Genomic DNA, 22,225 nt, shown 5'->3' on the forward strand with positions numbered 1-22,225 from the left:
CCACTTGAGACTCACGTTAGTGAATCCAATCGCCTAGTGGGCCAGTGTACTACCGCCGTATGGCGGCGCATTTTTTTAGCCAGAGCAGGGTGTTCGCGCTGAATAACGTGTTCGGCGAAGTCGGATAAAAAGCGCGATTTCAGCTCGGCGCGTGCCCGATCCACGCCGCTATGCTGATAGGGCGTTGAGGCAAGCAGCATAAAGCCATCGTCAGGGATTCTCCCTGCGCGCATGTTCGCATCAATGATGACGGCGGCAGTGCCAATAGGTTCCGCTAAATTGGGGCCGTAAGGGCCAATAATTAGCGCGGTGTTGGGAAGGTGTAGAAAGTCAAACCCACGACCTATGCAAATCACCCATTCGCGATGTTCAATATCCAATACCCGCTCAGCACTCTGCAAATCAGAGATATGCGCTAGGTTACCCTTAAGTAATGGCAGTAAATCCCGTTGGATTTCTTTAGGCATATCGGGACATACACTGGCAAGCGCTACGGCTAAGTCTTCAACAGGCTGGTTTCGCCAGTCGCGTATATCAAGTACTTCATTATGGTGGCCGTGAATAATCAGCGCATCGCTGTCGGTCTCAAAGCCACACACTAACGGATAAACCTGCTGATAGTCATTGCCGAATAGCTGGCCTGCCTGTTTAGCGATTGCGTAGGCATGGGCTTTGGCGGCTTCAGTGTCACAATCAAACCCTGCACAGCCGCGGGCCTGATGGCCGCTTGAAAAGTGGTAGGTAATCAGCATGAGGGTAGCGTGACCCACGCTTGCAGCGTCTATGACAGCATCGGTTAGCAGTTCCCCTAAATAGGGCCAGCCTAAATCAAAAATACCCCCTAAGTTCCTAAATGGAGTAATAATGCCCAGAGGAGTGCGGGTGGCGTGTGGAATATGAATACGACCATCCATGCACTTCATCACGACGATTGAGGTAGGGTGCTGTGCCCTGTAACGTTGCCGTGCCAGCCACGCACCAGGGCTACAAAAATGCTCAGCGTGCTGTTTGGAGAGATCCAATAGCGCATCAATACGTTGGGCAATGGGCTGGTCATGAAGAAGCTTGGCTGGGGTTGGCATCTTGTTATCTCGTGTTAACAACCAGCGCCCTTAGGCAAGTTCGGTTTTATCTTTATAGTCGCATAAGTCTTCAATAATACAGCTACCGCAGCGTGGCTTGCGGGCAATGCAGGTATAGCGCCCATGCAGAATCAGCCAGTGGTGAGCATCCTGTTTAAAAGCACTAGGAATATGACGCAGTAGCTTTTGCTCAACCTCAACGACATCTTTGCCTTTGGCGATACCCGTGCGGTTAGAAACTCGAAAAATATGCGTGTCCACGGCAATGGTGGGTTGACCAAAGGCAGTATTGAGAATCACATTGGCGGTCTTTCTTCCTACACCCGGTAAGGCTTCCAGCGCCTGACGTGTTTGTGGCACCTCGCCATCATGTTGACTGATCAGCAAGTGACAGGTTTTCATCAGGTTTTCGGCTTTCGTGTTAAATAGTCCGATGGTTTTAATGTAACTCTTTAGCCCATCGATACCTAGATCAATAATTCCTTGGGGCGTATTGGCCACAGGGAAGAGCTTGTCAGTGGCCTTATTAACACCTACGTCTGTCGCTTGAGCAGATAGCAGCACAGCGGCCAACAGTTCAAACGGCGTGCTCCAGTTTAGCTCAGTCGTGGGATGCGGATTCTCTGCCTGTAGACGAGCAAAAATTTCATGACGCTTTTGGGCATTCATAGGATGCTCTCTTGGTTATTTGATAGTGCCGGTAACACGTACTCGACGCTCTATTCGGGGCGCTGTTTTAGCAGGTTGCGCGTGAGCGCTACGGCGTTGATCAAGTACATTCTTTAACGCAATCAATAGCCCCGCAACGAAAAAAGCCCCAGGAGGCAGCACGAAAAACAAAAACTGATAATCATCTACGAACGTGATTTGCCAGTTGGTGGCAATAGGCCCAAATAGCAGCGTCATATCGCTAAACAGTGTGCCTTGCCCAAGCAGCTCGCGTAGAGCTCCTAGCAGAACCAATACGGCACCGAATCCTAGGCCCATCATAAATCCATCGATGGCAGCCGGTAATACTGGCTGGCGGGAAGCGAACGCATCAGCACGGCCTAAAATGGCGCAATTAGTGACAATCAGCGGAATAAAAATTCCCAATACTTGGTAAAGCGAATAGGCAAATGCAGCCATTAAAAGCTCAGCACAGGTAACAAAGGCAGCAATCACCATGACAAAGGCGGGTAGTCTTACTGCGCTGGGAACCTGATGGCGAATCAGTGAAATAGTAGTGCTAGCGCCCACCATGACAAGCAGGGTGGCGAATGCTAACCCCAGTGCATTGACAACGCTACCACTGACGGCCAGTAAGGGGCATAGCCCCAGTAACTGTACGAGAGCAGGATTATTCGACCATAGACCGTTTCGGGCTAGTTCGCGCCACTGACTCATTGGGTGGTCTCTTCAAAAGTGATAGGGAGTTCTATTTCAGCGGCGTTTTCGGTGACATGTTCGGTGACATAGCTCAGTGCACGCTGGACGGCGTTGACGACTGCACGTGGCGTAATGGTGGCGCCTGTAAAAGCGTCAAAGTGGCCGCCATCTTTACGTACTGCCCATCCACCCGGCGGCAGGCTGTTTAAACTCAAGCCATTAAACTCGGTTATCCAGTCACTTCGCTGGCGCTCAATGTCATCGCCAAGCCCAGGCGTTTCTTGGTGTTGGGTAACGCGTACACCGGTAATGCGTTGCTGCTGATCAATGCCCACCAGTAGCCGAATTTCGCCATTGTACCCTTGACGAGTAACGACCGGCAGAATAACGACCTGCTGATGATCGTGTTCAACGTGCCACCCATATTGAGGTTCGCGATGGCCCAGCTGTTCTGAGTTGGGTAATTGAAATGCGCTGTCTAAGACCGTTTGAACCGCTATATCTTTCAAAACGGCTGGTAATACCTCCTGAAGTTGGCGGTGTTGATAGGCTCGCTGATGATCATCGATACGCTCGGCAGTTACCGCCCGAGTCAACGCAACGCTGCCTGCGGTGACTAGAGAGAACATTCCTAAGGCGAAAGCGCCGCGAAGCATTGCTTGGCGGGGTGTCATGTTGAGTCACCGTGCTTTGCATGTTGCTGTGTTTTAGGCTGGCCTGTAGGGCGTGGCACGGTATAAATATCCAGTAGCGGTACACATAAGTTCATTAGTAAAACGGCAAATGCTACTGCATCGGGGTAGCCGCCAAACGTGCGAATAATCATGACCAACGCGCCAACCCCAGCGCCAAAAATAAGTTTTCCTCGGCGGCTAGTCGCTGCTGAAACAGGATCAGTGGCAATGAAAAAGGCCCCGAATATGGCTGCACCTGTGGTTAGGTGAAACAGCGGTGAAGCAAAGTGGCTTGGGTCGCTGGCATAAAAAAGTGTGGCAAGCACTGCCATGCTAACAAGCATTGAAACAGGAATGTGCCAGCTGATAATTCGTTTCGCAATTAGCAACACCCCACCTGCTAACCAAGCCAGCGCTACGTTGCGCCAAGCGTTCAATGCGCCTTCAGGTAACGGTTGACTAGCCCAAAATTCGCTGGCCAGCACCGTTTCACCTTTATGTTTAAAGGCATCTAGCGGCGTAGCCCCACTTAGCGCATCAAGCGTGGAAGCCGGTAAAATGCCGCTGATCTGGGCCCATAAATTGTCGGAGATAAGAGGCTGTGGAGGTGACCATAACGTCATGTGAGTGGGAAATGATATGAGTAGCAGGGCATAGCCTACCATAGCGGGGTTGAAAGGATTCTGGCCTAGACCGCCATACAGTTGTTTAGCAACTACAACAGCGGTAATAACACCTATCCCTATGAGCCACCAGGGGCTAGCAGGTGGTAGCGATGCACCTAACAGTACGCCGGTTAATAACGCACTTGAATCTCTCAGTGCAGGCCGTAACGGGCGCTGGCGCAGTTTTAACACCAGCGCTTCTGCGCCGAGTGCAAACAGGGCGGCTAAAAGCACATTGCTAATAATGCCCAGGCCGAAGTAAAACGTCATCGCGCCAAGTCCAGGCACGGTAGCGACAATCACCCAACGCATTAAATAGGCGGTGGGTGGCATCGTATTGAATGATTCAGTCGTTCGCTGCGAGGCGTGCATCATGCTCATGGCGATTCCTGTTGTGCCATTGTGGCGCGAGCTTCAGCCAGCCGAGTATCAGCTGCCTTAAGATTTTCCTGGGCGGTGGCCAGTTGAGTTTCTAAATCATCGTGGCGCTGGCTTGGGTCTTGTGCTGCGGCCCTTGCGAGGGTTTTTTCAGCTTTTCTCACTGCTGCTTTAGCGGCGGTCTGAGCAATGCGCAAACTGCGCAAATCAACCACTGGTGTGGCACTGTCGGCTACCTTTGAGCTATCTGACGTCTGACGGCTTTGTGCTTGTCTGGCTTGGCGGCGAGCTTGCTTCTCTGCATCCTCGCGCGCCAGCCGAGCCTGACGAAATTCAAATCGATGCTTAGCGTGATCGGCTTTAGCGGTCTCAATACGTTTAATGCGAATACGCTGTTTTGCTAAGCGATAATCCTGCACTAATGGAATATAACTTGGGCAAACATAGCTGCAGGCACCACACTCAATACAGTCAAATAAGTGAAGCTTTTCCAATGTATCGTCGTTCTCCGCACGGGCATGCCAATGCAGCTGTTGCGGAAGCAGCTGGACCGGGCACACGCTTTCACAAGCACCACAGCGAATACAGGGAGACTCCTCGGGAAGAGGGGGCAGCTCTTCACGAGTGGCAGCAATCAAACAGTTTGTCGTTTTGATCATCGGCGTATTAAGTATTGGGAGAGGTGTCCCCATCATTGGGCCGCCCACAATGACTTGATGAAGTTGTTGGTTTGCTACTCCTACCTGCTGAAGCAGCGTTTCAACAGATGTGCCAAGGCGCACCCAGTAGTTGCCTGGATTTCTGATGGCGTCTCCCGTCAAGGTGACGATTCGCTCGACTAAAGGTTTACCATCACGTACTGCGTATAGCGCTGCCAGCAGCGTGCCGGGGTTGTGGCAGAGAACACCGACATCGGCAGGAAGGCCGCCACTGGGTACATCAAGGTTGAGCAATTTCTTGATCAATTGGCGCTCACCACCGCTGGGATAACGGGTCTCGATGACCTTGATGGTTATGCCTACTGATTGCTGGTGGTCAGGCGGTTGAAAGTGAGAGAGTCCCTTTTTTAATCCATGGATCGCTTCGGGCTTATTATCTTCAATACCCACTACAATCTGACGGGCGCCGCAGAGCTTAGCGACCATTTGCGCACTTTCCAGTATCTCGGTTGGATAATGGCGAAGAGCCAAGTCGTCTGCTGTGATATATGGCTCGCATTCGGCGGCATTAACAACGAGTGTATCAATCCGATGATGATCCGCTATTTGGGCTTTGATATAAGCGGGAAAGCCGGCACCACCAAGGCCTACTAGGCCGCAGCTGTCGAGCCGATCAATGATCGTTTGGTGGTTATCGGCTCGCCAATCAAGTGAGGGCAGCACTTGCCAGTGGTCCAATCCATCAGCATCGATGGTGATGGCGTTATCACTAATCTGAGTCACTGTCCCGCTAATACTGGCGTGCAAGTTGGCCGATACCATGCCGTTTCGCTCGGCAATTAGGCTACCCACCTGAACTGCATCACCGATATCAACACAGGGGATCGCAGGATTACCTGAGTGTTGTTTGAGCGGAAGTGTTACTTGGGTAGGCAGAATCGCGTTTCGAAGCGGTAATTGATTCGAGCGATCTTTACGTTCTGGCGGAGTAATGCCACCTGGGAATTTATAGGCTGGCATGCTGACTCCTAGTTGGCTGTCGATCGCTGGCGATTAAAGGTGCGATGGTGACCACAGGTTGCCATTGGTTGAGAGGCTTGCTTCGAGGCAACATATCAATACAGTCGACGGGGCAGGGCGCAACGCACAAATCGCAGCCGGTGCATTCATCTTCTATCACCGTATGCATTTGCTTTGCAGCGCCAATAATGGCATCCACCGGGCATGCTTGAATGCACTTAGTACAGCCAATGCATTCAGCTTCACGAATAAACGCGACAGTGTCTTCAGTAGCTGCTTCGCCATCTAGTGGCACAGGCTCTCGGCCTAATAAGTCTGCTAATGCGTGAATAGTCGCTTCGCCGCCAGGCGGGCACTTATTCAACGCATCACCCTGATTGATAGCTTCCGCATACGGCCGACAGCCTGGGTAACCGCACTGGCCACATTGGGTTTGTGGTAATAGTGCATCAATCTGCTCTACTAACGGATTATCTTCTCCTTTGAAGCGCACACTGGCCATACCCAGTAGTGCTCCAAACGTTATTCCAATTCCGGTCAACACACCCACTGCACTGAGAATGCTCCACCAAGAAAATATATCTCCCATGGCGGTTACCCCTGCGCTAATCCTGAAAAACCGAGAAAGGCCAGTGACATAAGGCTCGCTGTGACCATAGCAATGGCGGCACCTCTAAAAGGAGTTGGTATATCAGCATTGGCCAATCGCTCGCGCATTGCTGCGAACAGCACCAAAATCATCGAAAAACCAAGCGCTGCACCCAGCCCATAAAGGGTAGTATGAAAGAAACTCAGCTCGCGGTTAAGCGATAACAGGGCGACACCAAGTACCGCACAGTTAGTGGTAATCAGCGGTAGAAAAATCCCCAGCACTTGATGCAATAGGGGACTTAGTTGGCGCACCATAATTTCGGTAAATTGCACGACAGCGGCAATAACAACGATAAAACTGATGGTGCGCAGATAGGTAACATCCAAGGGCACAAGTAAGCCATGATAGACCACATAACTAGCGGCAGATGCCAGTGTGAGTACGAACGTGGTCGCCAGAGACATGCCCATGGCGGATTCCAGTTTATTTGAAACCCCCATAAATGGGCAAAGCCCTAAAAACTGCACCAATACAAAGTTATTGACCAGCGCAGTGCTAATCAAAATTAGAAAAAGTTCATTCATAGCGGCGTATTGTGCGCAGAAAACGTAGTGTTGGCTAGGGGTGGTTTGAATAGCACAACTTGGTGCCGCCCGGCTGCCTTAGCAAGATACAGGGCTTGGTCGGCAGCGCTCATTACTGCGCTTGCTGAAGGCGATTTGCTGTCTTTCAGCATAGCAATGCCAACGCTTACTGTTACATAAGGCTTCACAGGAGATGTCGCGTGGGGCAACTGTAGGTGGTCGATGGCTTGGGTTAGCTGCTCGCCAATTTCTTTGGCAGACTCTGGGGAAACACCGGGTAAAATGGCACTGAACTCTTCTCCTCCCGTTCTGGCAATTAAGAAATTAAATGCGGTTGCGATGCTATTAAAGGCCCCCGCCACTTGCTGCAAGCATTCATCGCCACATTGGTGACCATAGTGATCGTTATATAGCTTAAAGTGATCGATATCTAACATCATCACCGCTAAAGCATTGGGTGCTAAGACTGCCTCTGCAAAAGCTGTTTCCAGGCGTTGATCAAAAAGCCGACGATTAGGTAGCCCTGTCAGAGCGTCATGGGTAGATAGCTTTAGTAGCTCAGCATTGAGTTGCTGCTGGCAGGCGAACTGCTCTTGAAACGTACGTGACAGCAAGCCAATCTCATCATTGCGCTTGGTAAGTCCATAGGTATCTGTCCCATCTGTTCCTACTTGCTGGGTAAATTGGGTTAATAACCGCAGCGGCTTAAGCACAATTTTCTCAAGTAGCAATAGCACTAAAGCAATGACCATGATCATCAAGCCCGCTGTCCATAGCAGTACATAACGAAAGGTGGTTAAACTGGTCAAATAGCTCGTGCGATTAAGTTCTATACCAATACTTAACGACATAGGCGTCGGCGAGCCTGAAACGGGGAAGTAACGTTCAGCAACTACCGTGTTGCCTGAGAAGCTAAAAGAGTCGCTGAGAGGCGCTGACTCGTGACTGAGGCTAAGGCTGATTGGTAGGCCTGTATAAACCTCCATAAAACTTAGCCATTCGCTATTTAGTGTGCGCGTCTTAAACAACCATCCGGGTGATACGCCACGTTTGTCAGTACGTAACACGGGGCTGGAAGCAACGATGGCTGGGGGGTGGTTAGCGTAGATGCTAATTTGATCGGTTCTATTATCTTCAATGGCAGCCTGCATGCTGTTTACCCATGGCGTCATCCAGCTGCAGTCACCAATGGTAGCTCTGCAGGTTTGATAACTACCTGTCTCAGGGTTAATGCCAGCTAGAAAGTGGACCTCTCCGCTGCTAGTGAAAAACGCCATGAACTGATAACGCATATCTTCAAACATTTCTTGACTGAAATTGACGTCTGCGTAACGTGGATAATCACCCCGTATAAACTGATAAGTGTCATCCCAGTGAGCCCAGTCCCTTACCTGGGCATGCAGCTGTTGTTGATCTAGTTTAAAACTACGTTCAACACGATCCAGCTCCCGTTTGACCGTTGCGCGCTCTTCTGCTTGTAATGTCGGAAAGATAAGCCATGCGCTGATAGCCGCCAGCGAGGCTATTGCACATAGAAGTAATCCGCCAAGTGCAACAAAAAAACGAAAACGCAATGAGCGTGGGATACGCTGGTGCATATAGCAAACTCAGTAGGGTTAAAATATTAGCGCAGACTCATAAAAAAGGGCTGAGGTTGCTCACTCAGCCCCTTCGCCAACCTATACCTAATTAAGTAACGCGCTGCCCTGGTTCCGCGCCTGCGTCGGGGGAGAGCAAGTAAATCCCATCTTTATTGGCCGATGCTAACACCATACCTTCCGACAAGCCGAAACGCATTTTGCGAGGGGCTAAATTAGCCACCATGATAGTCAAACGGCCTTCTAGGGCTTCTGGTGAATAAGCCGAACGAATGCCTGAAAAGACATTACGTGTTTCACCGCCTAGATCCAGCGTAAGCTGAAGCAGTTTATCTGCACCTTCAACGTACTGCGCTTTGGCGATACGGGCAATGCGTAAATCAACTTTAGCAAAATCGTCAAAGCTGATTTCATCGGCAATTGGCTCTTCCGACAGAGGGCCTTTGGGCGTGTTTTTTAGCTTCTGTTCTTCCACTAAATCCTCCTTGGATGCCTCAATCATAGCGTCAATTTTATCTCGCTCAACCCGAGTCATCAGTGGCTTAAATTTGTTGATTGGGTGATTGACCAGCACATCACCACGGCTGTTCCAGTCGAGTGACTCAATATTTAAAAAGTCGCGCGCCTGCTCAGCCATAACGGGCACCACGGGAGCAAGATAGACCATCAGTTGCCGGAACAAGTTGATACCGACTGAACAGATTTCCAGTACCTCGGTATCCTGACCACCTTGTTTAGCCAGTGCCCAGGGGGCCTTATCAGCAATATAGGTATTGGCTTCATCGGCCAATTCCATGATTTTGCGCATGGCCCGGCTAAATTCACGTGCCTCAAAATCGTCAGCAATTTGGTCGCCAGCAGCAATAAAACGCGCAACCATTTGTGGCTCGGCGCAATGATCAGCTAGCTTACCGCCGCCCAGTTTTTTCACAAAACCGGCGCAACGGCTGGCGATATTGACAACTTTTCCTACCAGATCAGAGTTAACCCGTGCAGAAAAATCGTCGAGGTTGAGATCCAAGTCATCTACTTTGGACGTTAATTTAGCGGCAAAATAGTAGCGTAAGTACTCTGGATTTAAATGTTCAGCATAAGTTGCTGCTTTGATAAAAGTGCCACGCGATTTAGACATTTTGGCACCGTCAACCGTTAGGAAACCGTGACAGTTAACCGCAGTAGGCGTTCGAAGGTCTGCACCATGCAACATGGCAGGCCAAAATAGGGCATGGAAATAGACGATATCTTTGCCAATGAAGTGGTAAACCTCTGCGTCCGAATCCTTTTTCCAAAAAGTATCGAAGTCGATGCCCTTCCGGTCACACAGGTGTTTGAAGCTTGCTAGGTAGCCAATAGGGGCATCTAACCAGACATAGAAGTATTTGCCAGGCGCATCAGGAATTTCAAAGCCAAAGTAGGGTGCATCTCGAGAGATGTCCCACTCATTGAAGCCTGACTCGAACCACTCCATTAGCTTGTTGCGAATTTGCGGCTGGACATGGTCGTCATTAATCCACTGCTGAAGAAACTCAGCAAAATCTGGCAGCTTGAAAAAGTAATGAGTTGAGCTGCGTACTTCAGGCGTTGCCCCTGAAATAGCAGAAACGGGATTGATTAAGTCAGCAGGCGTGTAAGTAGCGCCACACTTTTCACAGTTATCGCCATATTGATCATCGGCGCCGCACTTAGGGCACGTTCCTTTAATAAAGCGGTCAGCTAAGAACAGGCCTTTTTGCGGATCAAACATTTGCTCAATATCGCGGGTGGCAATATGGCCTTTATCACGTAAGCGGGTGTAAATCAGTTCGCTGAAGTAACGGTTTTCGTCAGAGTGAGTGGAGTGATAGTTATCAAACTCAACGCCAAAACGGGCGAAATCTTCTTGATGATCTTGGGAAACACGTTCAATTAAAGCCTCGGGCGTAATACCTTCCTGCTCGGCGCGTAGCATAATGGCAGTGCCATGGGCATCATCGGCACATACGTAGTAGCACTGCTGGCCACGACTTTTTTGAAAACGCACCCAAATGTCGGTTTGGATGTACTCAAGAAGGTGTCCCAAGTGAATGGCGCCGTTGGCATAAGGAAGCGCGCTTGTCACCAAAATGTTGCGCGGAGCAGTATTTGACATGGTGAATGATAATTCCGGTTAGGCAGGGCAAATAAAGACGGCGAAGTAGGCGTGCGCTTCGCCGGTAACGACAATAAGTTACTGAATATTTCTTTTTCGCAAGCTGCTCATCGGCTAGTAGAGAGCCTGTTCTTCCTGAACGACTTCCCGCAGAAGCTCTAAAAACAGCTTATCCGCTTCAGAGTGCTCAGCGGGGTCTTCGGGAATATGAACGCTAGTAGTATCGGAGATTTCGTTGGCAATTTTGGCCATTACAGCAGGGCTGTTGCCTTCAAGCAGCTGTTGCCGTGCAATCGTCAGCGATTGTTCCAAAATTTTTGGATCTTGAAGCAGCTTGCGAATAAAACCACGCAGTTCGTTAATAATGCGGGTTTTTTGAATTTCTGATGCGGACATTGGAGTTCTCCTTAAGACCGCGCTTGAGGAATATTCAAGCGAGACCAATGAATGCTTTGACCATAGCACTTTTTTTACCGCTGAGCATCGGTTCCTAGTAGGTATTGGGCACCGTTTATTGCCAATTCTAATAGCACTCTGGTGCCACAGCGCTTCCACCAAGGCAAGGTTTATAAACTCAAACGGCCTGCCTTATGTTTGACCGGATTGGCGTACTGTTCCAACCAATAAGGCCGCAACGCTTCAGGTATGCTGGCTAGCCGTGCGTTAAAGCGTTCTCTGTCTTGACGGGTGATCGTTTTGCGGGCGATGAGTTCTGGTGACTCGCCAAGCGCTTCTAGAGCTAAATAGTGGCTAGGAAATAGGCGGTAGCCGCCGATCACTTGACGGTCAATTTCTGCTGCTACTTCATCAGGTGTCGCCATATCAGCACCTACCGGGCTTCCAAAACGCAGCTGAACCCGCCCTTTAGAGCCAGTGATGCCTGACACAATAGAGCTAATATCTTCGAATTCGCTTTTCGCGTAGCTGCCTTCAGTCGCAATATCATGAAGTTCCTGAGCTTTTTGCCGATCACACGGATCGTATTCATAACTAATCGATACTGGCACTAATTTTAACTCGGCGATGGCGTCACCAAACACCATATCTCGCTCTGCGTTCCGTCTGGCCATGGTTAGCATTTTAATGATAGCGGGGTCAGTTCGATCAATGCCATTTTTCGCGCGTCCCTCGCGTTGCGCCATCCAAATAGAGTGTTGGTCAACGGTGATTGAGTGGCGAATATAGGCCGATAGCTGCTGATAGGCCGCCAGCATGGCACGCTTGCCGCGGGCGCTGCGCGGTACGATAAAGCTTTTGTTTAGCCGCATCAGATCAGTGACGTAGGGCTTTTTAAGTAAGTTGTCTCCGATCGCGATACGAACCGTATCGCGGCCAGCTTGGTAAAGCGCGTAGTTCACAAATGCAGGATCTAGCGATATATCGCGATGATTGCCTATAAACAGATAAGCGCTGTCGTTGTCGAGCTTATCAAGCCCGGAGACCTCGAAAGCATCCGTGGTGGTGCGGATCATGCGCTCCATGTAGCTTGCGATACGCATTTGGAAGTCGTAGACAGAGGTAACGCCCTTTACTTCACGACGTATCGCATAGCCCGCCAGAGCGCGGGCAACGGGAGGCGCCCATTTGGCCATGCGCGGTAGCCTGAAGCGGGTCAATGCGTTTAAAAGCTCGCTATCGTGCGATAGACGCTCAAGAACATTGGCCACTTCATGATCCATATAGGGACGAATGTCAGCCCAGGGGTCGTTGGCGTTGTCAGCGTTAAGTGCGTTGTTGTGATGAGTCATGCGATCCGTTGGATATAGGCAAATATAAACAGTTTACATCAGCAGGCTGAAGGCTAAATTAAGCGTCTGGCTGCGTGACAGCTTCGCGCTGAGCTTCCCCACCTAGCCACTCGATTAGGCGAGGAATATCCTCTGACAGTGCCTGCGCCATCAAAATAAAATCAGTTTCTAAGCGGGCAAGCGCATCATCGCCATCGTCTGCGTGATCGGCTTCTTCAATTAATGCATCGCCAAAGCGCAGTGATTTCAGCGCCAAGTCATCATGCAGAACAAAGCTTAAACGGCCCTCCAAGCTAATCGCGAGCTTACTGGCTTGCCGTCCACTTTCCAGTAATTGCTGGATCTCGTCACTGTCCAGATCAACCTGGCGAGCACGTAGCACGCCGTCATCGCCTTTCGCTTTTAACTCAACTTGATCCCCTAATTGAAGATCAGCAGGGCGGCTAGCCGCTTCGCCCAACCATTGAGTCATCGCGCGTATCGGCAGGGTTTGCGATGTGAGTGGCGTGACTTTCAAGCTACCCAGTGTTTCGCGTAATAGGTCCAGCACATCTTCAGCGCGTGTGCGGGAGCTTGCATTGATACCGATTAACTGGTGACGCGTGTCCCACCATAAATCGATTTTCTGACTGCGAACAAATGCCCGGGGCATTAGTTCCTCTGTGACCTGCTCTTTTAGCGCTGTTTTTTCTTTGCGGGTGACTTTTCGTCCTTCGCTAGCTTCGATATCAGCGACTTTTTCGTCCACTTCCTCTTTAACTACAGAAGCAGGCAGTAGGCGCTCCTGGCGTAGGGCAGAAAGTAGCCGATGGCCCTGGAGTTCGTGTAGTCGCTGGCCACTACCTAATCTGCCTGCGGGGGCTGTCCACCCTAAACGACGCGCGTCGGCGCTTCCTAGCGGTTTGGCTGCAAACTCGTTTAACGCATCCTCTAGTGTCGCGCTATCTAGTTCAGGGGCGCCATGAAGGCGATATAAATGTAGGTGCTTAAACCACATGTCACCGATCCTATTTAAAAGGTGGCACATTATGGCGAAACCAAGCCCTTCCTACCAGCGCCTTAGGGGGTTAACCTGGTTGTTGTGCTAGTTTAAAACTTGTGTTTGATTTGAGAGGCTTTGTCTAGTTCACGGAATTTAAAATTAGTCGCTAATGAATTTTGAATAAAGGATGGTTATGTCTACATCGATTTCCAGCGTTTCGCTTCGTGTACGTGGTTACCATCTAGATGGCTATGGTCACGTCAACAACGCACGTTATCTTGAATTTATGGAAGAAGGACGTTGGGCTTTTTTTGATGATCACCCGCGTCTGATCAATCAACTTCATAAGGCCGGACGAGCTTTTGTCGTGGTCAATTTAAATATTGATTATCGAGCTGCTGCCGTACAAAACGATGATTTGCGGATTATGACCGGTATTGTCGATGTGGGGGAGCGTAGTGCGATTTGTCATCATCGAATTGTGCGACAAGACGGCGTACTCGTTGCTCAAGCAGATTTGACCTTTGTACTGCTGGATATGAAGGCTAATAAAGCGGCTCCTATCGAGGGAGACGTGCGAGAGGTGCTTAATGGCCTTGTAGTCGATAAATCGACCTTTTTAGCGTAAATCGTAATGCCGCTGCCACTGACTGCCCATGGTGCTTATGCAGTGGTATGATGGTGCTGACTCTGCGCGCCGCCTTGTTGTGGTATCAAGGGCGGCTTTTTAAGCGCTTTTAACTCTCGCAGTGCCAATGCAGTGCAAAGGATCTGACTTTCATGGGTGACATCGCCAGAGAAATCTTGCCCGTCAATATTGAAGACGAGCTTAAACAGTCGTACCTCGACTACGCGATGAGTGTCATTATCGGTCGCGCTCTTCCCGATGTGCGTGACGGCCTCAAGCCTGTTCACCGGCGTGTGCTTTTTGCCATGCACGAGCTGAGCAACGATTGGAATAAACCGTACAAGAAGTCGGCGCGTGTCGTCGGCGATGTCATCGGTAAATACCATCCGCACGGTGACAGTGCGGTTTATGACACTATCGTTCGTATGGCCCAGCACTTTTCCATGCGTCACGTACTGGTGGATGGTCAGGGTAACTTTGGTTCCATTGATGGTGATAACGCGGCTGCCATGCGTTACACCGAAGTGCGCATGGCACGCCTTGCCCACGAGCTGTTAGCTGACCTGGAAAAAGACACCGTCGATTGGGTCGATAACTACGACGGTACTGAGCGCATTCCGGCTGTGCTGCCAACCAAAGTTCCTAACCTGTTGATCAATGGGTCATCAGGGATTGCAGTGGGCATGGCTACCAATATCCCGCCCCATAATATGCGGGAAATAATTGATGGTTGTCTGGCGTTAATTGATGACTACACGCTCACCGTCGATGACCTCATGCAGTACATTCCAGGACCGGATTTCCCTACCGGCGGTATTATCAATGGTCGTGCGGGTATTTTAGACGCTTATCGCACTGGGCGTGGGCGCATCTACGTGCGTGCCTGCCACACGATTGAGCATGATGATAAGAGTGGTCGAGATCACATTATCATCACTGAGCTGCCTTACCAGGTGAATAAAGCGCGATTGATCGAGAAGATCGCTGAGCTGGTAAAAGAGAAGAAAATCGAAGGTATTGCAGAACTCCGCGATGAGTCGGATAAAGATGGTCTGCGTGTGGTAATCGAGATCAAGCGTGGTGAATCGGGTGATGTTGTTGTCAACAACCTATTTGCACAAACACAGCTGCAGAATGTGTTTGGCATCAACATGGTGGCACTGGAAAACGGCCAGCCGCGCACTCTGAATATTAAAGAGATGCTAGAGGCGTTTATTCGCCACCGCCGTGAAGTTGTTACTCGCCGAACTTTATATGAACTAAAGAAAGCCCGTGAGCGTGGACATCTGTTGGAAGGTTTGGCAGTTGCCATCTCCAACATTGATGACGTTATCGAGCTGATCAAAGCATCTCCCAATGCTGCTGAGGCGCGCGAAAAGTTATTGGCGAAAACGTGGAAGCCTGGTCAGGTGACCGCGATGCTGGAGCGCGCGGGCGCAACTTCATGTAAGCCTGAAGAGCTAGATGAAGGGTTTGGTCTAAATACGGCGGCAACAGAGTATCGGCTGTCGCCGGCGCAGGCTCAGGCAATTCTTGAGCTTCGCTTGCATCGCCTAACGGGTCTTGAAACCGAGAAGCTATTAGACGAATACCTGTCGATTCTTGAAAAGATAGCCGAGTTCACGACTATTTTGGCGTCTCCAGATCGTCTGATGGAAGTGATTCGAGAAGAGCTGCATGCCGTACGTGACCAGTATGGCGATGACCGTCGTACGGAAATTCAGGCGAGCCACCTTGATCTGTCGATTGAAGATCTAATCGCTGAAGAAGATATGGTGGTGACTGTCTCCCGCTCTGGCTACGCCAAGACACAGCCGTTGTCTGATTATCAGGCTCAACGCCGTGGTGGACGCGGTAAGTCAGCCACCGCGATGAAAGATGAAGATGTTATTGAGCACCTGCTGGTGGCGTCTACCCATGACACCGTGCTGCTGTTCTCTAACCGTGGCAAGGTGTATTGGCTGAAAGTGTACGAGATGCCAAATGCCAGTCGTGGCTCTCGGGGCAAGCCGCTGGTCAACATGTTACCGCTAGAAGAAGGTGAAGCCGTCAATGCCATTTTGCCGGTGCGTGACTACGATCCTGAACACTACATTTTCTTTGCAACGGCGAAAGGCACCGTAAAACGCACCAGTCTTGAGCAGTTCTCTCGTCCACGTAGTGTTGGTTTGATTGCTATTGATTTGGAAGAGGGCGATCGTTTGGTGGGGGCTGCTATTACGTCTGGCTCTGATCACGCCATGCTGCTTTCTTCTAACGGTAAGGCTATTCGCTTCGAAGAAGGCAATGTGCGAGCGATGGGCCGTACCGCACGTGGTGTGCGTGGTATGCGTCTGGCAGGTGCCGCTGAAGTTATTAGCTTGATCATACCTAAGAGCCAGCAAATTGACGCTGAAGATGACGCTGACGTAGATGCGGATACCCAAGTTGTTGCGGCCGAGAATGCTCAAGCGGAAGGTCAGATCTATATTCTCACAGCCAGTGAGAATGGCTATGGTAAGCGCACGCGCCTGGAAGAATTTCCGCTGCGCGGCCGTGGTGGGCAAGGCGTAATTGCGATGCAAACCAGCGAGCGTAACGGCGCTTTGGTGGCGGCAATGCAGGTTTACGACAGTGACGAAATGATGCTGATCACCGACCGAGGCACCTTAGTTCGTACCCGAGTCGAAGAGGTATCAACGACCTCACGTAATACCCAAGGGGTTATGCTGATTCGCCTGGGTAAAGAAGAAAAACTAGTCAAAACTGTCCGCGTGGATGAGCCTGCAGAAATTGATGTATTTGAATCAGACATTTCAGATACAGACGTTCATAGCACGGACACGGTCGATACAGATACCGTTGATACGGGTGAGTCAGCCAACACTGACAATGGCGAACAGGAACCGGGAACCGATGACACGTCATTATAATTTTTGTGCAGGGCCAGCGGCCCTGCCTGTCGCAGTGCTTGAACGTGCGCGCAGCGAACTGCTGGATTTTCAAGGGCGTGGCCTGTCTGTTATGGAGATGAGCCACCGTAGCGACGAGTTTGTCGCTATTGCGGATCGCGCTGAAGCCGACCTGCGCCAGTTGCTGGATATTCCAAGTAACTACAAAGTGCTTTTCTTGCAGGGCGGGGCCAGCATGCAGTTTGCGATGTTGCCGATGAACTTGCTTGGGCAGGGGGGTAGCGCCAATTTTATCCAAACGGGTATTTGGGGTAAAAAGGCGATCAGTGAAGCGCGGCGATTAGGGTTTAACTGTCATGTAGCGGCGAGTAGCGAAAGCAATGGCCATACAGCGGTGCCTGAAGCAGAAGCGCTGGCAGTAAGTAGCGATGCCGCCTATTTGCATTACACCTCAAATGAAACCATCGGTGGTCTAGAGTTCGACTACACGCCAAGGGTTCAGCGCGCTGATGGCATGGACATACCGCTGGTTTGCGATATGTCTTCGAACATTCTATCCGGTCCTATCGATGTGGCGCAGTTTGGAGTGATTTACGCGGGAGCTCAGAAAAACATTGGCCCAGCTGGCTTAACGTTGGTCGCTGTCCGTGATGACTTGCTTGGCAAAGCGCCTAGCTCCATTCCGTCACTGTTTGACTATCAAATGCTTGCCGATGCCGGTTCTATGGTAAATACGCCGCCAACCTTTGCATGGTACTTGGCAGGCCTTGTTTTCCAGTGGTTAAAGGATGACATCGGTGGTTTAGAGGCGATGGATGACATAAACCAGCGCAAAGCGCAGAAGCTTTATGCTGCTATTGATGCCAGTGATTTCTATAGCAATCCCATTGCCAGCCGTAACCGGTCCCGCATGAATGTTCCGTTTGTGTTAGCCGATAGTGGTTTAGACAACGTATTCCTGCAAGAAGCTGACGAGGCGGGGCTTCTTAACCTGAAGGGCCATCGTAGTGTTGGCGGCATGCGTGCGAGTTTATATAACGCGGTGCCTGAAGAGGCCGTTGATGCGCTAATCGCCTTTATGGCGGATTTTGAACAACGAAGAGGCTAACCATCATGTCCGATACGCCGATTAATTTAGACGACTTACGTCAACGTATCGACCAGTTGGATGGCGATATTCTGCGCTTGATTAGTGAGCGCGCCAACTGCGCCCAGCAGGTGGCACACGTTAAACTTGCTCAAGATAAAGACGCCATATTTTATCGTCCTGAGCGGGAGGCGCAGGTGTTGCGCCGCATTATGTCGTTGAACCAAGGCCCGCTAGATTCAGAGGAAATGGCGAGGCTGTTCCGTGAAATTATGTCAGCGTGCCTTGCGCTGGAGCAACCTGTCAAAGTTGCTTACTTGGGGCCAGAGGGTACATTTACCCAGCAGGCGGCACTTAAACACTTTGGTGAGAGCGCTGTTAGCCTGCCGATGGCGGCAATTGACGAAGTCTTTCGTGAAGTTGAGGCGGGCGCCGTTCATTACGGGGTGGTGCCGGTAGAGAACTCTACCGAAGGCGTTGTTAATCACACGCTCGACACCTTTATGGACTCGTCAATCAAAATCTGCGGTGAAGTGGTTCTGCGTATTCATCATCATCTGCTAATTAGCGAAACCACGCGGCGTGATAAGGTCTCGCGGATTTATTCTCATCCGCAGTCATTTGGTCAATGCCGTAAATGGCTTGATGCCCATTACCCTCATGCTGAGAGAGTGCCTGTTTCTTCTAACGCAGAAGCAGCCAAATTGGTAAAAACCGAGTGGCACAGCGCGGCAATTGCAGGTGATATGGCGGCAAAACTGTATGGTTTAGAACGTATAGCTGACAAGATCGAAGACCGGCCTGATAACTCGACGCGTTTTCTGATTATTGGTAATCAAGATGTGCCACTATCAGGCGAGGATAAAACCTCCATTGTTGTTGCTATGCGCAACCAGCCTGGGGCGCTGCATGACTTATTAGAACCGTTTCATCGTCATCGTATTGACTTAACGCGGATCGAAACACGTCCTTCACGTACGGGTGTTTGGAACTACGTGTTCTTTATTGATTTTAAAGGGCATCGTGATGAGCCTCAGGTGGCAGCTGTGCTTGAAGAAGTCAGGCTACGCGCTTCTGAGTTGCGTGTGCTTGGCTCCTATCCTTTAGGCGTGCTGTGACGGCGTGTACCTTTGAGGCGTTGGAAGCTAGCGCTGACGTTTGGCCGCCATGTCAAGAGTCACATCTACTGATTGTTGGCCTTGGTTTGATTGGGGGATCGCTGGCTGCCGCACTGCGGCAATCAGGCTTCAAAGGCCGCATTTCAGCGTGTGACCCCAACCCGTCAGAAATCGCCTTGGGGATAAATTTAGGGTTAATAGATAGCGGCGGATCACAATTAACAGAGCTGCTGGACGGTGTCTCTATGGTGGTGCTGGCCGTGCCGGTCTTAGCCATGGAGAGCGTAATGTCGACGTTGTCGGCGGCTCTTCACCGTGCGTCTGAGCACGTGGTCATCACTGACGTAGGCAGTACGAAAGCGACAATCCGTGACTGTGCTGTGCGTACCTTTGGTGAAATGCCCCCTGCAATGGTGCTGGGCCATCCGATTGCTGGTTCTGAAAAAAGTGGTGTTGCAGCCGCTAATGCAGCGCTTTATATCAATCATAAAGTGATTTTGACCCCCGAGCCTACGACAGATTCAGACGCGCTTACGCGGGTTGAGGCGCTGTGGCGCGCTGCTGGCGCAGACGTACTGCAAATGAGTGTAGAGCGGCATGACCAAGTGCTGGCGCGCACTAGTCATTTGCCGCATTTACTAGCATTTTCGTTGGTCGACACGCTGGCGCGCCAAGACGAGCGGTTAGAAATTTTTCGCTATGCTGCCGGTGGGTTTCGTGATTTTACCCGGATTGCTGGCAGTGACCCTGTGATGTGGCGAGATATCTTTATTGCCAACCGCGATGCCGTCTTGTCATCGTTAGATGATTTCGAAGCAGGCCTTGCAAGATTACGGCAGGCGGTAGAAAGCGGCGATAGCGACACCCTCATTGCAACGTTTGATCGTGCCAGTCATGCACGCCATTATTTTGATACGTTATTGAATAAAACCAGCTATCAGGCGGAATATCATATGCAACCACACGGTAAAGTGACTTATCGGGTGCAGCCCGGCGGCCAGGCGCAAGGTCGTCTTCGCGTGCCAGGGGACAAATCAATGTCCCATCGTTCAATTATGCTGGGCGCCTTGGCAGAGGGTGTTACCGAAGTTAAAGGGTTTTTAGAGGGTGAGGATAGCCTCGCGACTTTGCAGTCCTTCCGTGAAATGGGTGTCGCCATTGAAGGGCCTCATCAGGGGCGGGTTACTATTCACGGCGTGGGCATGCATGGACTGAAAGCCCCAGCAGGCCCGCTTTATGTGGGTAACTCTGGCACTGCCATGCGTTTGTTTGCTGGGCTATTGGCTGGTCAGGCATTTGACAGCGAGCTAACTGGTGATGAGTCGTTAACCAAACGGCCAATGGGACGTGTTGCTGACCCATTGCGTTTGATGGGCGCCACTATCGACACCGCTGAGGGCGGTCGTCCGCCGCTCAGGATTAAAGGTGGTGCTGCGCTCAAGGGAATCAATTACGACATGCCCATGGCCAGTGCGCAGGTGAAATCCTGCTTGCTGTTAGCCGGCATGTACGCCGAAGGTGAAACGCGCGTGCGTGAGCCAGCGCCTACTCGCGATCACACTGAACGCATGCTCAATGGCTTTGGCTATAGCGTCTCACGGGAGGGTGATACCTGCTGGTTGCAAGGTGGCGGTAAGCTAACGGCAGGACCGATTGACGTGCCTTCGGATATCTCGTCGGCAACGTTCTTTTTAGTGGCAGCAGCTATTACACCAGGGGCAGATATTACCCTTGAACACGTAGGCATTAATCCTACGCGTATTGGCGTGATTAATATTCTCAGTTTGATGGGTGCTGATTTAACACTTGAAAATGAGCATGAGGTTGGTGGTGAGCCAGTGGCGGATATCCGCATTCGTTACACGCCGTTGAAGGGTATTGATATTCCTGTTGACCAGGTGCCGCTGGCGATAGATGAATTTCCCGCACTGTTTATTGCCGCTGCCAATGCGCAGGGTAAAACACGCTTGCGCGGCGCTGAGGAGCTGCGGGTCAAAGAGTCTGACCGGATTCAAGCAATGGCCGATGGGCTAGCGATACTAGGCGTTGAACATACAGTGGTTGAAGACGGTATAGATATCGTTGGCAATGCTGACGATAACGTTGCTAGCTACGGCGGCGGACGTATTGATAGTTTAGGCGACCACCGTATTGCCATGGCCTTTGCAATTGCCTCATTGCGCGCGAATGAAGAAATCATTATCGATGACTGTGCCAATGTGGCAACTTCTTTCCCTGACTTCGTGGCCCTAGCACAACACATTGGCATGCGTGTCAGCGTGGAGGGTGCTAATGACGCTTAATGTCCCCGTGCTAACGATCGATGGCCCAGGTGGGGCTGGTAAAGGCACCATTAGTGGGTTGGTGGCTGAGCGCTTGGGGTGGCACCTATTAGATAGCGGGGCGTTATATCGGCTTACCGCCCAGGCAGCCTTAAAACATAACGTAGCCTTAGATGATGAGGCATCGTTAGCATCGCTCGCAAGCCAACTTGACGTTGCTTTCCCCGTAAAGGATGGTCAGCCTCGGACACTTTTAGAAGGTGAAGATGTTTCTCGGGAAATACGCACAGAGCACGCTGGGGAGCGTGCTTCTCGTGTAGCAGCGCTACCACAGGTTCGTAAGGCGTTGCTTCAGCGTCAGCAAGATTTTCGGCGATCGCCTGGCTTGGTGGCCGATGGTCGCGATATGGGAACCGTGGTGTTTCCGGAAGCGCCATTGAAAATTTTTCTAACCGCCAGTGCCGAAGAACGGGCACGGAGACGGCATCTACAGTTGCAGGAAGCAGGGGTGGGTGCTAGTCTATCGAGTCTTTTAAAGGAGATTCAGGCACGCGATGCACGCGATACGCAGCGCCGTGTGGCTCCTCTCAAGCCGGCAGATGATGCCATAACGCTTGATACCACACGCCTGAGCATACCGGAAGTGGTAGATCAGCTGACCGAATTGCTAATCCAGCGTGGAATGGCAAACGGCATTTGATTCCCCCTTGCGGCGTTTTTGGAAAGGTGTCACGACGTGGC

19 protein-coding genes are annotated in these 22,225 nt (G+C 50.9%); 6 read left to right on the top strand and 13 right to left on the bottom strand.

What is annotated here, in order from left to right:
* Positions 1-11: 11 nt before the first annotated feature.
* The 13 genes from M0220_RS15965 to M0220_RS16025 all read right to left on the bottom strand — a co-directional run bounded on the left by M0220_RS15965 (position 12) and on the right by M0220_RS16025 (position 13,493).
* The gene (locus tag M0220_RS15965) at positions 12-1,082 is read right to left on the bottom strand and encodes a carboxysome shell carbonic anhydrase (RefSeq protein WP_264018205.1); all 1,071 of its coding nucleotides are present in this window, start codon (positions 1,080-1,082) and stop codon (positions 12-14) included.
* Positions 1,083-1,112: 30 nt separating this feature from the next.
* Positions 1,113-1,751 (bottom strand): endonuclease III, encoded by a 639-nt coding sequence (gene nth / locus M0220_RS15970; protein WP_264018206.1) that lies wholly within the window; start codon positions 1,749-1,751, stop codon positions 1,113-1,115.
* 15 nt (positions 1,752-1,766) lie between these two features.
* Positions 1,767-2,468, bottom strand: a complete 702-nt coding sequence (locus M0220_RS15975; protein WP_030072795.1) for an electron transport complex subunit E — start codon at positions 2,466-2,468, stop codon at positions 1,767-1,769.
* Positions 2,465-3,124, bottom strand: a complete 660-nt coding sequence (gene rsxG, locus M0220_RS15980) for an electron transport complex subunit RsxG (RefSeq protein WP_264018207.1) — start codon at positions 3,122-3,124, stop codon at positions 2,465-2,467. The genes M0220_RS15975 and rsxG overlap by 4 nt, the downstream gene beginning before the upstream one ends.
* Positions 3,121-4,170, bottom strand: coding sequence for an RnfABCDGE type electron transport complex subunit D (locus M0220_RS15985; RefSeq protein WP_264018208.1), 1,050 nt, complete (start codon positions 4,168-4,170; stop codon positions 3,121-3,123). Before M0220_RS15985 ends, rsxG begins: the two co-directional genes overlap by 4 nt.
* Complete coding sequence (gene rsxC, locus M0220_RS15990; protein ID WP_264018209.1) at positions 4,167-5,846, bottom strand: electron transport complex subunit RsxC; 1,680 nt, start codon at positions 5,844-5,846, stop codon at positions 4,167-4,169. Before rsxC ends, M0220_RS15985 begins: the two co-directional genes overlap by 4 nt.
* Positions 5,833-6,435 carry an electron transport complex subunit RsxB gene (gene rsxB / locus M0220_RS15995; protein ID WP_030072803.1) on the bottom strand — a complete coding sequence of 201 codons (603 nt, stop codon included), beginning with the start codon at positions 6,433-6,435 and terminating at the stop codon, positions 5,833-5,835. Before rsxB ends, rsxC begins: the two co-directional genes overlap by 14 nt.
* Positions 6,436-6,440: 5 nt before the next feature.
* Complete coding sequence (gene rsxA / locus M0220_RS16000) at positions 6,441-7,022, bottom strand: electron transport complex subunit RsxA (protein WP_009724749.1); 582 nt, start codon at positions 7,020-7,022, stop codon at positions 6,441-6,443.
* Complete coding sequence (locus tag M0220_RS16005) at positions 7,019-8,620, bottom strand: sensor domain-containing diguanylate cyclase (protein WP_264018210.1); 1,602 nt, start codon at positions 8,618-8,620, stop codon at positions 7,019-7,021. The genes rsxA and M0220_RS16005 overlap by 4 nt, the downstream gene beginning before the upstream one ends.
* A gap of 91 nt (positions 8,621-8,711) precedes the next feature.
* Complete coding sequence (gene metG / locus M0220_RS16010) at positions 8,712-10,748, bottom strand: methionine--tRNA ligase (RefSeq protein ID WP_030072808.1); 2,037 nt, start codon at positions 10,746-10,748, stop codon at positions 8,712-8,714.
* 114 nt (positions 10,749-10,862) lie between these two features.
* The gene (locus M0220_RS16015) at positions 10,863-11,144 is read right to left on the bottom strand and encodes a hypothetical protein (protein ID WP_030072810.1); all 282 of its coding nucleotides are present in this window, start codon (positions 11,142-11,144) and stop codon (positions 10,863-10,865) included.
* Positions 11,145-11,314: 170 nt separating this feature from the next.
* Positions 11,315-12,496 carry a 1-acyl-sn-glycerol-3-phosphate acyltransferase gene (locus tag M0220_RS16020; protein WP_030072812.1) on the bottom strand — a complete coding sequence of 394 codons (1,182 nt, stop codon included), beginning with the start codon at positions 12,494-12,496 and terminating at the stop codon, positions 11,315-11,317.
* A 58-nt stretch (positions 12,497-12,554) separates the two neighbouring features.
* Positions 12,555-13,493, bottom strand: a complete 939-nt coding sequence (locus M0220_RS16025; RefSeq protein ID WP_030072814.1) for a recombination-associated protein RdgC — start codon at positions 13,491-13,493, stop codon at positions 12,555-12,557.
* Between the two features lie 178 nt (positions 13,494-13,671).
* On the opposite strand from M0220_RS16025, the gene M0220_RS16030 reads away from it, so the two are divergent.
* The 6 genes from M0220_RS16030 (at position 13,672) to cmk (ending at position 22,184) form a co-directional block, all read left to right on the top strand.
* Positions 13,672-14,106 carry an acyl-CoA thioesterase gene (locus M0220_RS16030; RefSeq protein WP_030072816.1) on the top strand — a complete coding sequence of 145 codons (435 nt, stop codon included), beginning with the start codon at positions 13,672-13,674 and terminating at the stop codon, positions 14,104-14,106.
* A 152-nt stretch (positions 14,107-14,258) separates the two neighbouring features.
* A complete protein-coding gene (gene gyrA, locus M0220_RS16035) occupies positions 14,259-17,018 on the top strand; it encodes a DNA gyrase subunit A (RefSeq protein WP_030072818.1) in 2,760 nt (919 codons plus the stop codon).
* Positions 17,002-18,105, top strand: coding sequence for a 3-phosphoserine/phosphohydroxythreonine transaminase (gene serC, locus M0220_RS16040; protein ID WP_030072820.1), 1,104 nt, complete (start codon positions 17,002-17,004; stop codon positions 18,103-18,105). The genes gyrA and serC overlap by 17 nt, the downstream gene beginning before the upstream one ends.
* A 5-nt stretch (positions 18,106-18,110) precedes the next feature.
* Positions 18,111-19,202, top strand: coding sequence for a prephenate dehydratase (gene pheA / locus M0220_RS16045; RefSeq protein ID WP_030072822.1), 1,092 nt, complete (start codon positions 18,111-18,113; stop codon positions 19,200-19,202).
* Complete coding sequence (locus M0220_RS16050; protein ID WP_404813838.1) at positions 19,199-21,505, top strand: bifunctional prephenate dehydrogenase/3-phosphoshikimate 1-carboxyvinyltransferase; 2,307 nt, start codon at positions 19,199-19,201, stop codon at positions 21,503-21,505. The genes pheA and M0220_RS16050 overlap by 4 nt, the downstream gene beginning before the upstream one ends.
* Entirely contained in the window at positions 21,495-22,184 is a 690-nt protein-coding gene (gene cmk / locus M0220_RS16055; RefSeq protein ID WP_264018211.1) for a (d)CMP kinase, read from the top strand. The genes M0220_RS16050 and cmk overlap by 11 nt, the downstream gene beginning before the upstream one ends.
* Positions 22,185-22,225 lie beyond the last annotated feature (41 nt).

Source organism: Halomonas qinghailakensis (assembly GCF_025820815.1).
Lineage (GTDB): Bacteria > Pseudomonadota > Gammaproteobacteria > Pseudomonadales > Halomonadaceae > Vreelandella > Vreelandella qaidamensis.

Bases quoted from the DNA above. Each gene is read 5' to 3' on its own strand.
- M0220_RS16020 (WP_030072812.1), bottom strand. From the start codon at position 12,496: ATGACTCATCACAACAACGCACTTAACGCTGACAACGCCAACGACCCC.
- M0220_RS16025 (WP_030072814.1), bottom strand. From the start codon at position 13,493: ATGTGGTTTAAGCACCTACATTTATATCGCCTTCATGGCGCCCCTGAA.
- pheA (WP_030072822.1), top strand. From the start codon at position 18,111: ATGTCCGATACGCCGATTAATTTAGACGACTTACGTCAACGTATCGAC.
- M0220_RS16030 (WP_030072816.1), top strand. From the start codon at position 13,672: ATGTCTACATCGATTTCCAGCGTTTCGCTTCGTGTACGTGGTTACCAT.
- rsxC (WP_264018209.1), bottom strand. From the start codon at position 5,846: ATGCCAGCCTATAAATTCCCAGGTGGCATTACTCCGCCAGAACGTAAA.
- rsxB (WP_030072803.1), bottom strand. From the start codon at position 6,435: ATGGGAGATATATTTTCTTGGTGGAGCATTCTCAGTGCAGTGGGTGTG.
- rsxG (WP_264018207.1), bottom strand. From the start codon at position 3,124: ATGACACCCCGCCAAGCAATGCTTCGCGGCGCTTTCGCCTTAGGAATG.
- rsxA (WP_009724749.1), bottom strand. From the start codon at position 7,022: ATGAATGAACTTTTTCTAATTTTGATTAGCACTGCGCTGGTCAATAAC.
- M0220_RS16005 (WP_264018210.1), bottom strand. From the start codon at position 8,620: ATGCACCAGCGTATCCCACGCTCATTGCGTTTTCGTTTTTTTGTTGCA.
- cmk (WP_264018211.1), top strand. From the start codon at position 21,495: ATGACGCTTAATGTCCCCGTGCTAACGATCGATGGCCCAGGTGGGGCT.
- gyrA (WP_030072818.1), top strand. From the start codon at position 14,259: ATGGGTGACATCGCCAGAGAAATCTTGCCCGTCAATATTGAAGACGAG.
- M0220_RS15985 (WP_264018208.1), bottom strand. From the start codon at position 4,170: ATGAGCATGATGCACGCCTCGCAGCGAACGACTGAATCATTCAATACG.
- M0220_RS15975 (WP_030072795.1), bottom strand. From the start codon at position 2,468: ATGAGTCAGTGGCGCGAACTAGCCCGAAACGGTCTATGGTCGAATAAT.
- metG (WP_030072808.1), bottom strand. From the start codon at position 10,748: ATGTCAAATACTGCTCCGCGCAACATTTTGGTGACAAGCGCGCTTCCT.
- nth (WP_264018206.1), bottom strand. From the start codon at position 1,751: ATGAATGCCCAAAAGCGTCATGAAATTTTTGCTCGTCTACAGGCAGAG.
- M0220_RS15965 (WP_264018205.1), bottom strand. From the start codon at position 1,082: ATGCCAACCCCAGCCAAGCTTCTTCATGACCAGCCCATTGCCCAACGT.
- serC (WP_030072820.1), top strand. From the start codon at position 17,002: ATGACACGTCATTATAATTTTTGTGCAGGGCCAGCGGCCCTGCCTGTC.
- M0220_RS16015 (WP_030072810.1), bottom strand. From the start codon at position 11,144: ATGTCCGCATCAGAAATTCAAAAAACCCGCATTATTAACGAACTGCGT.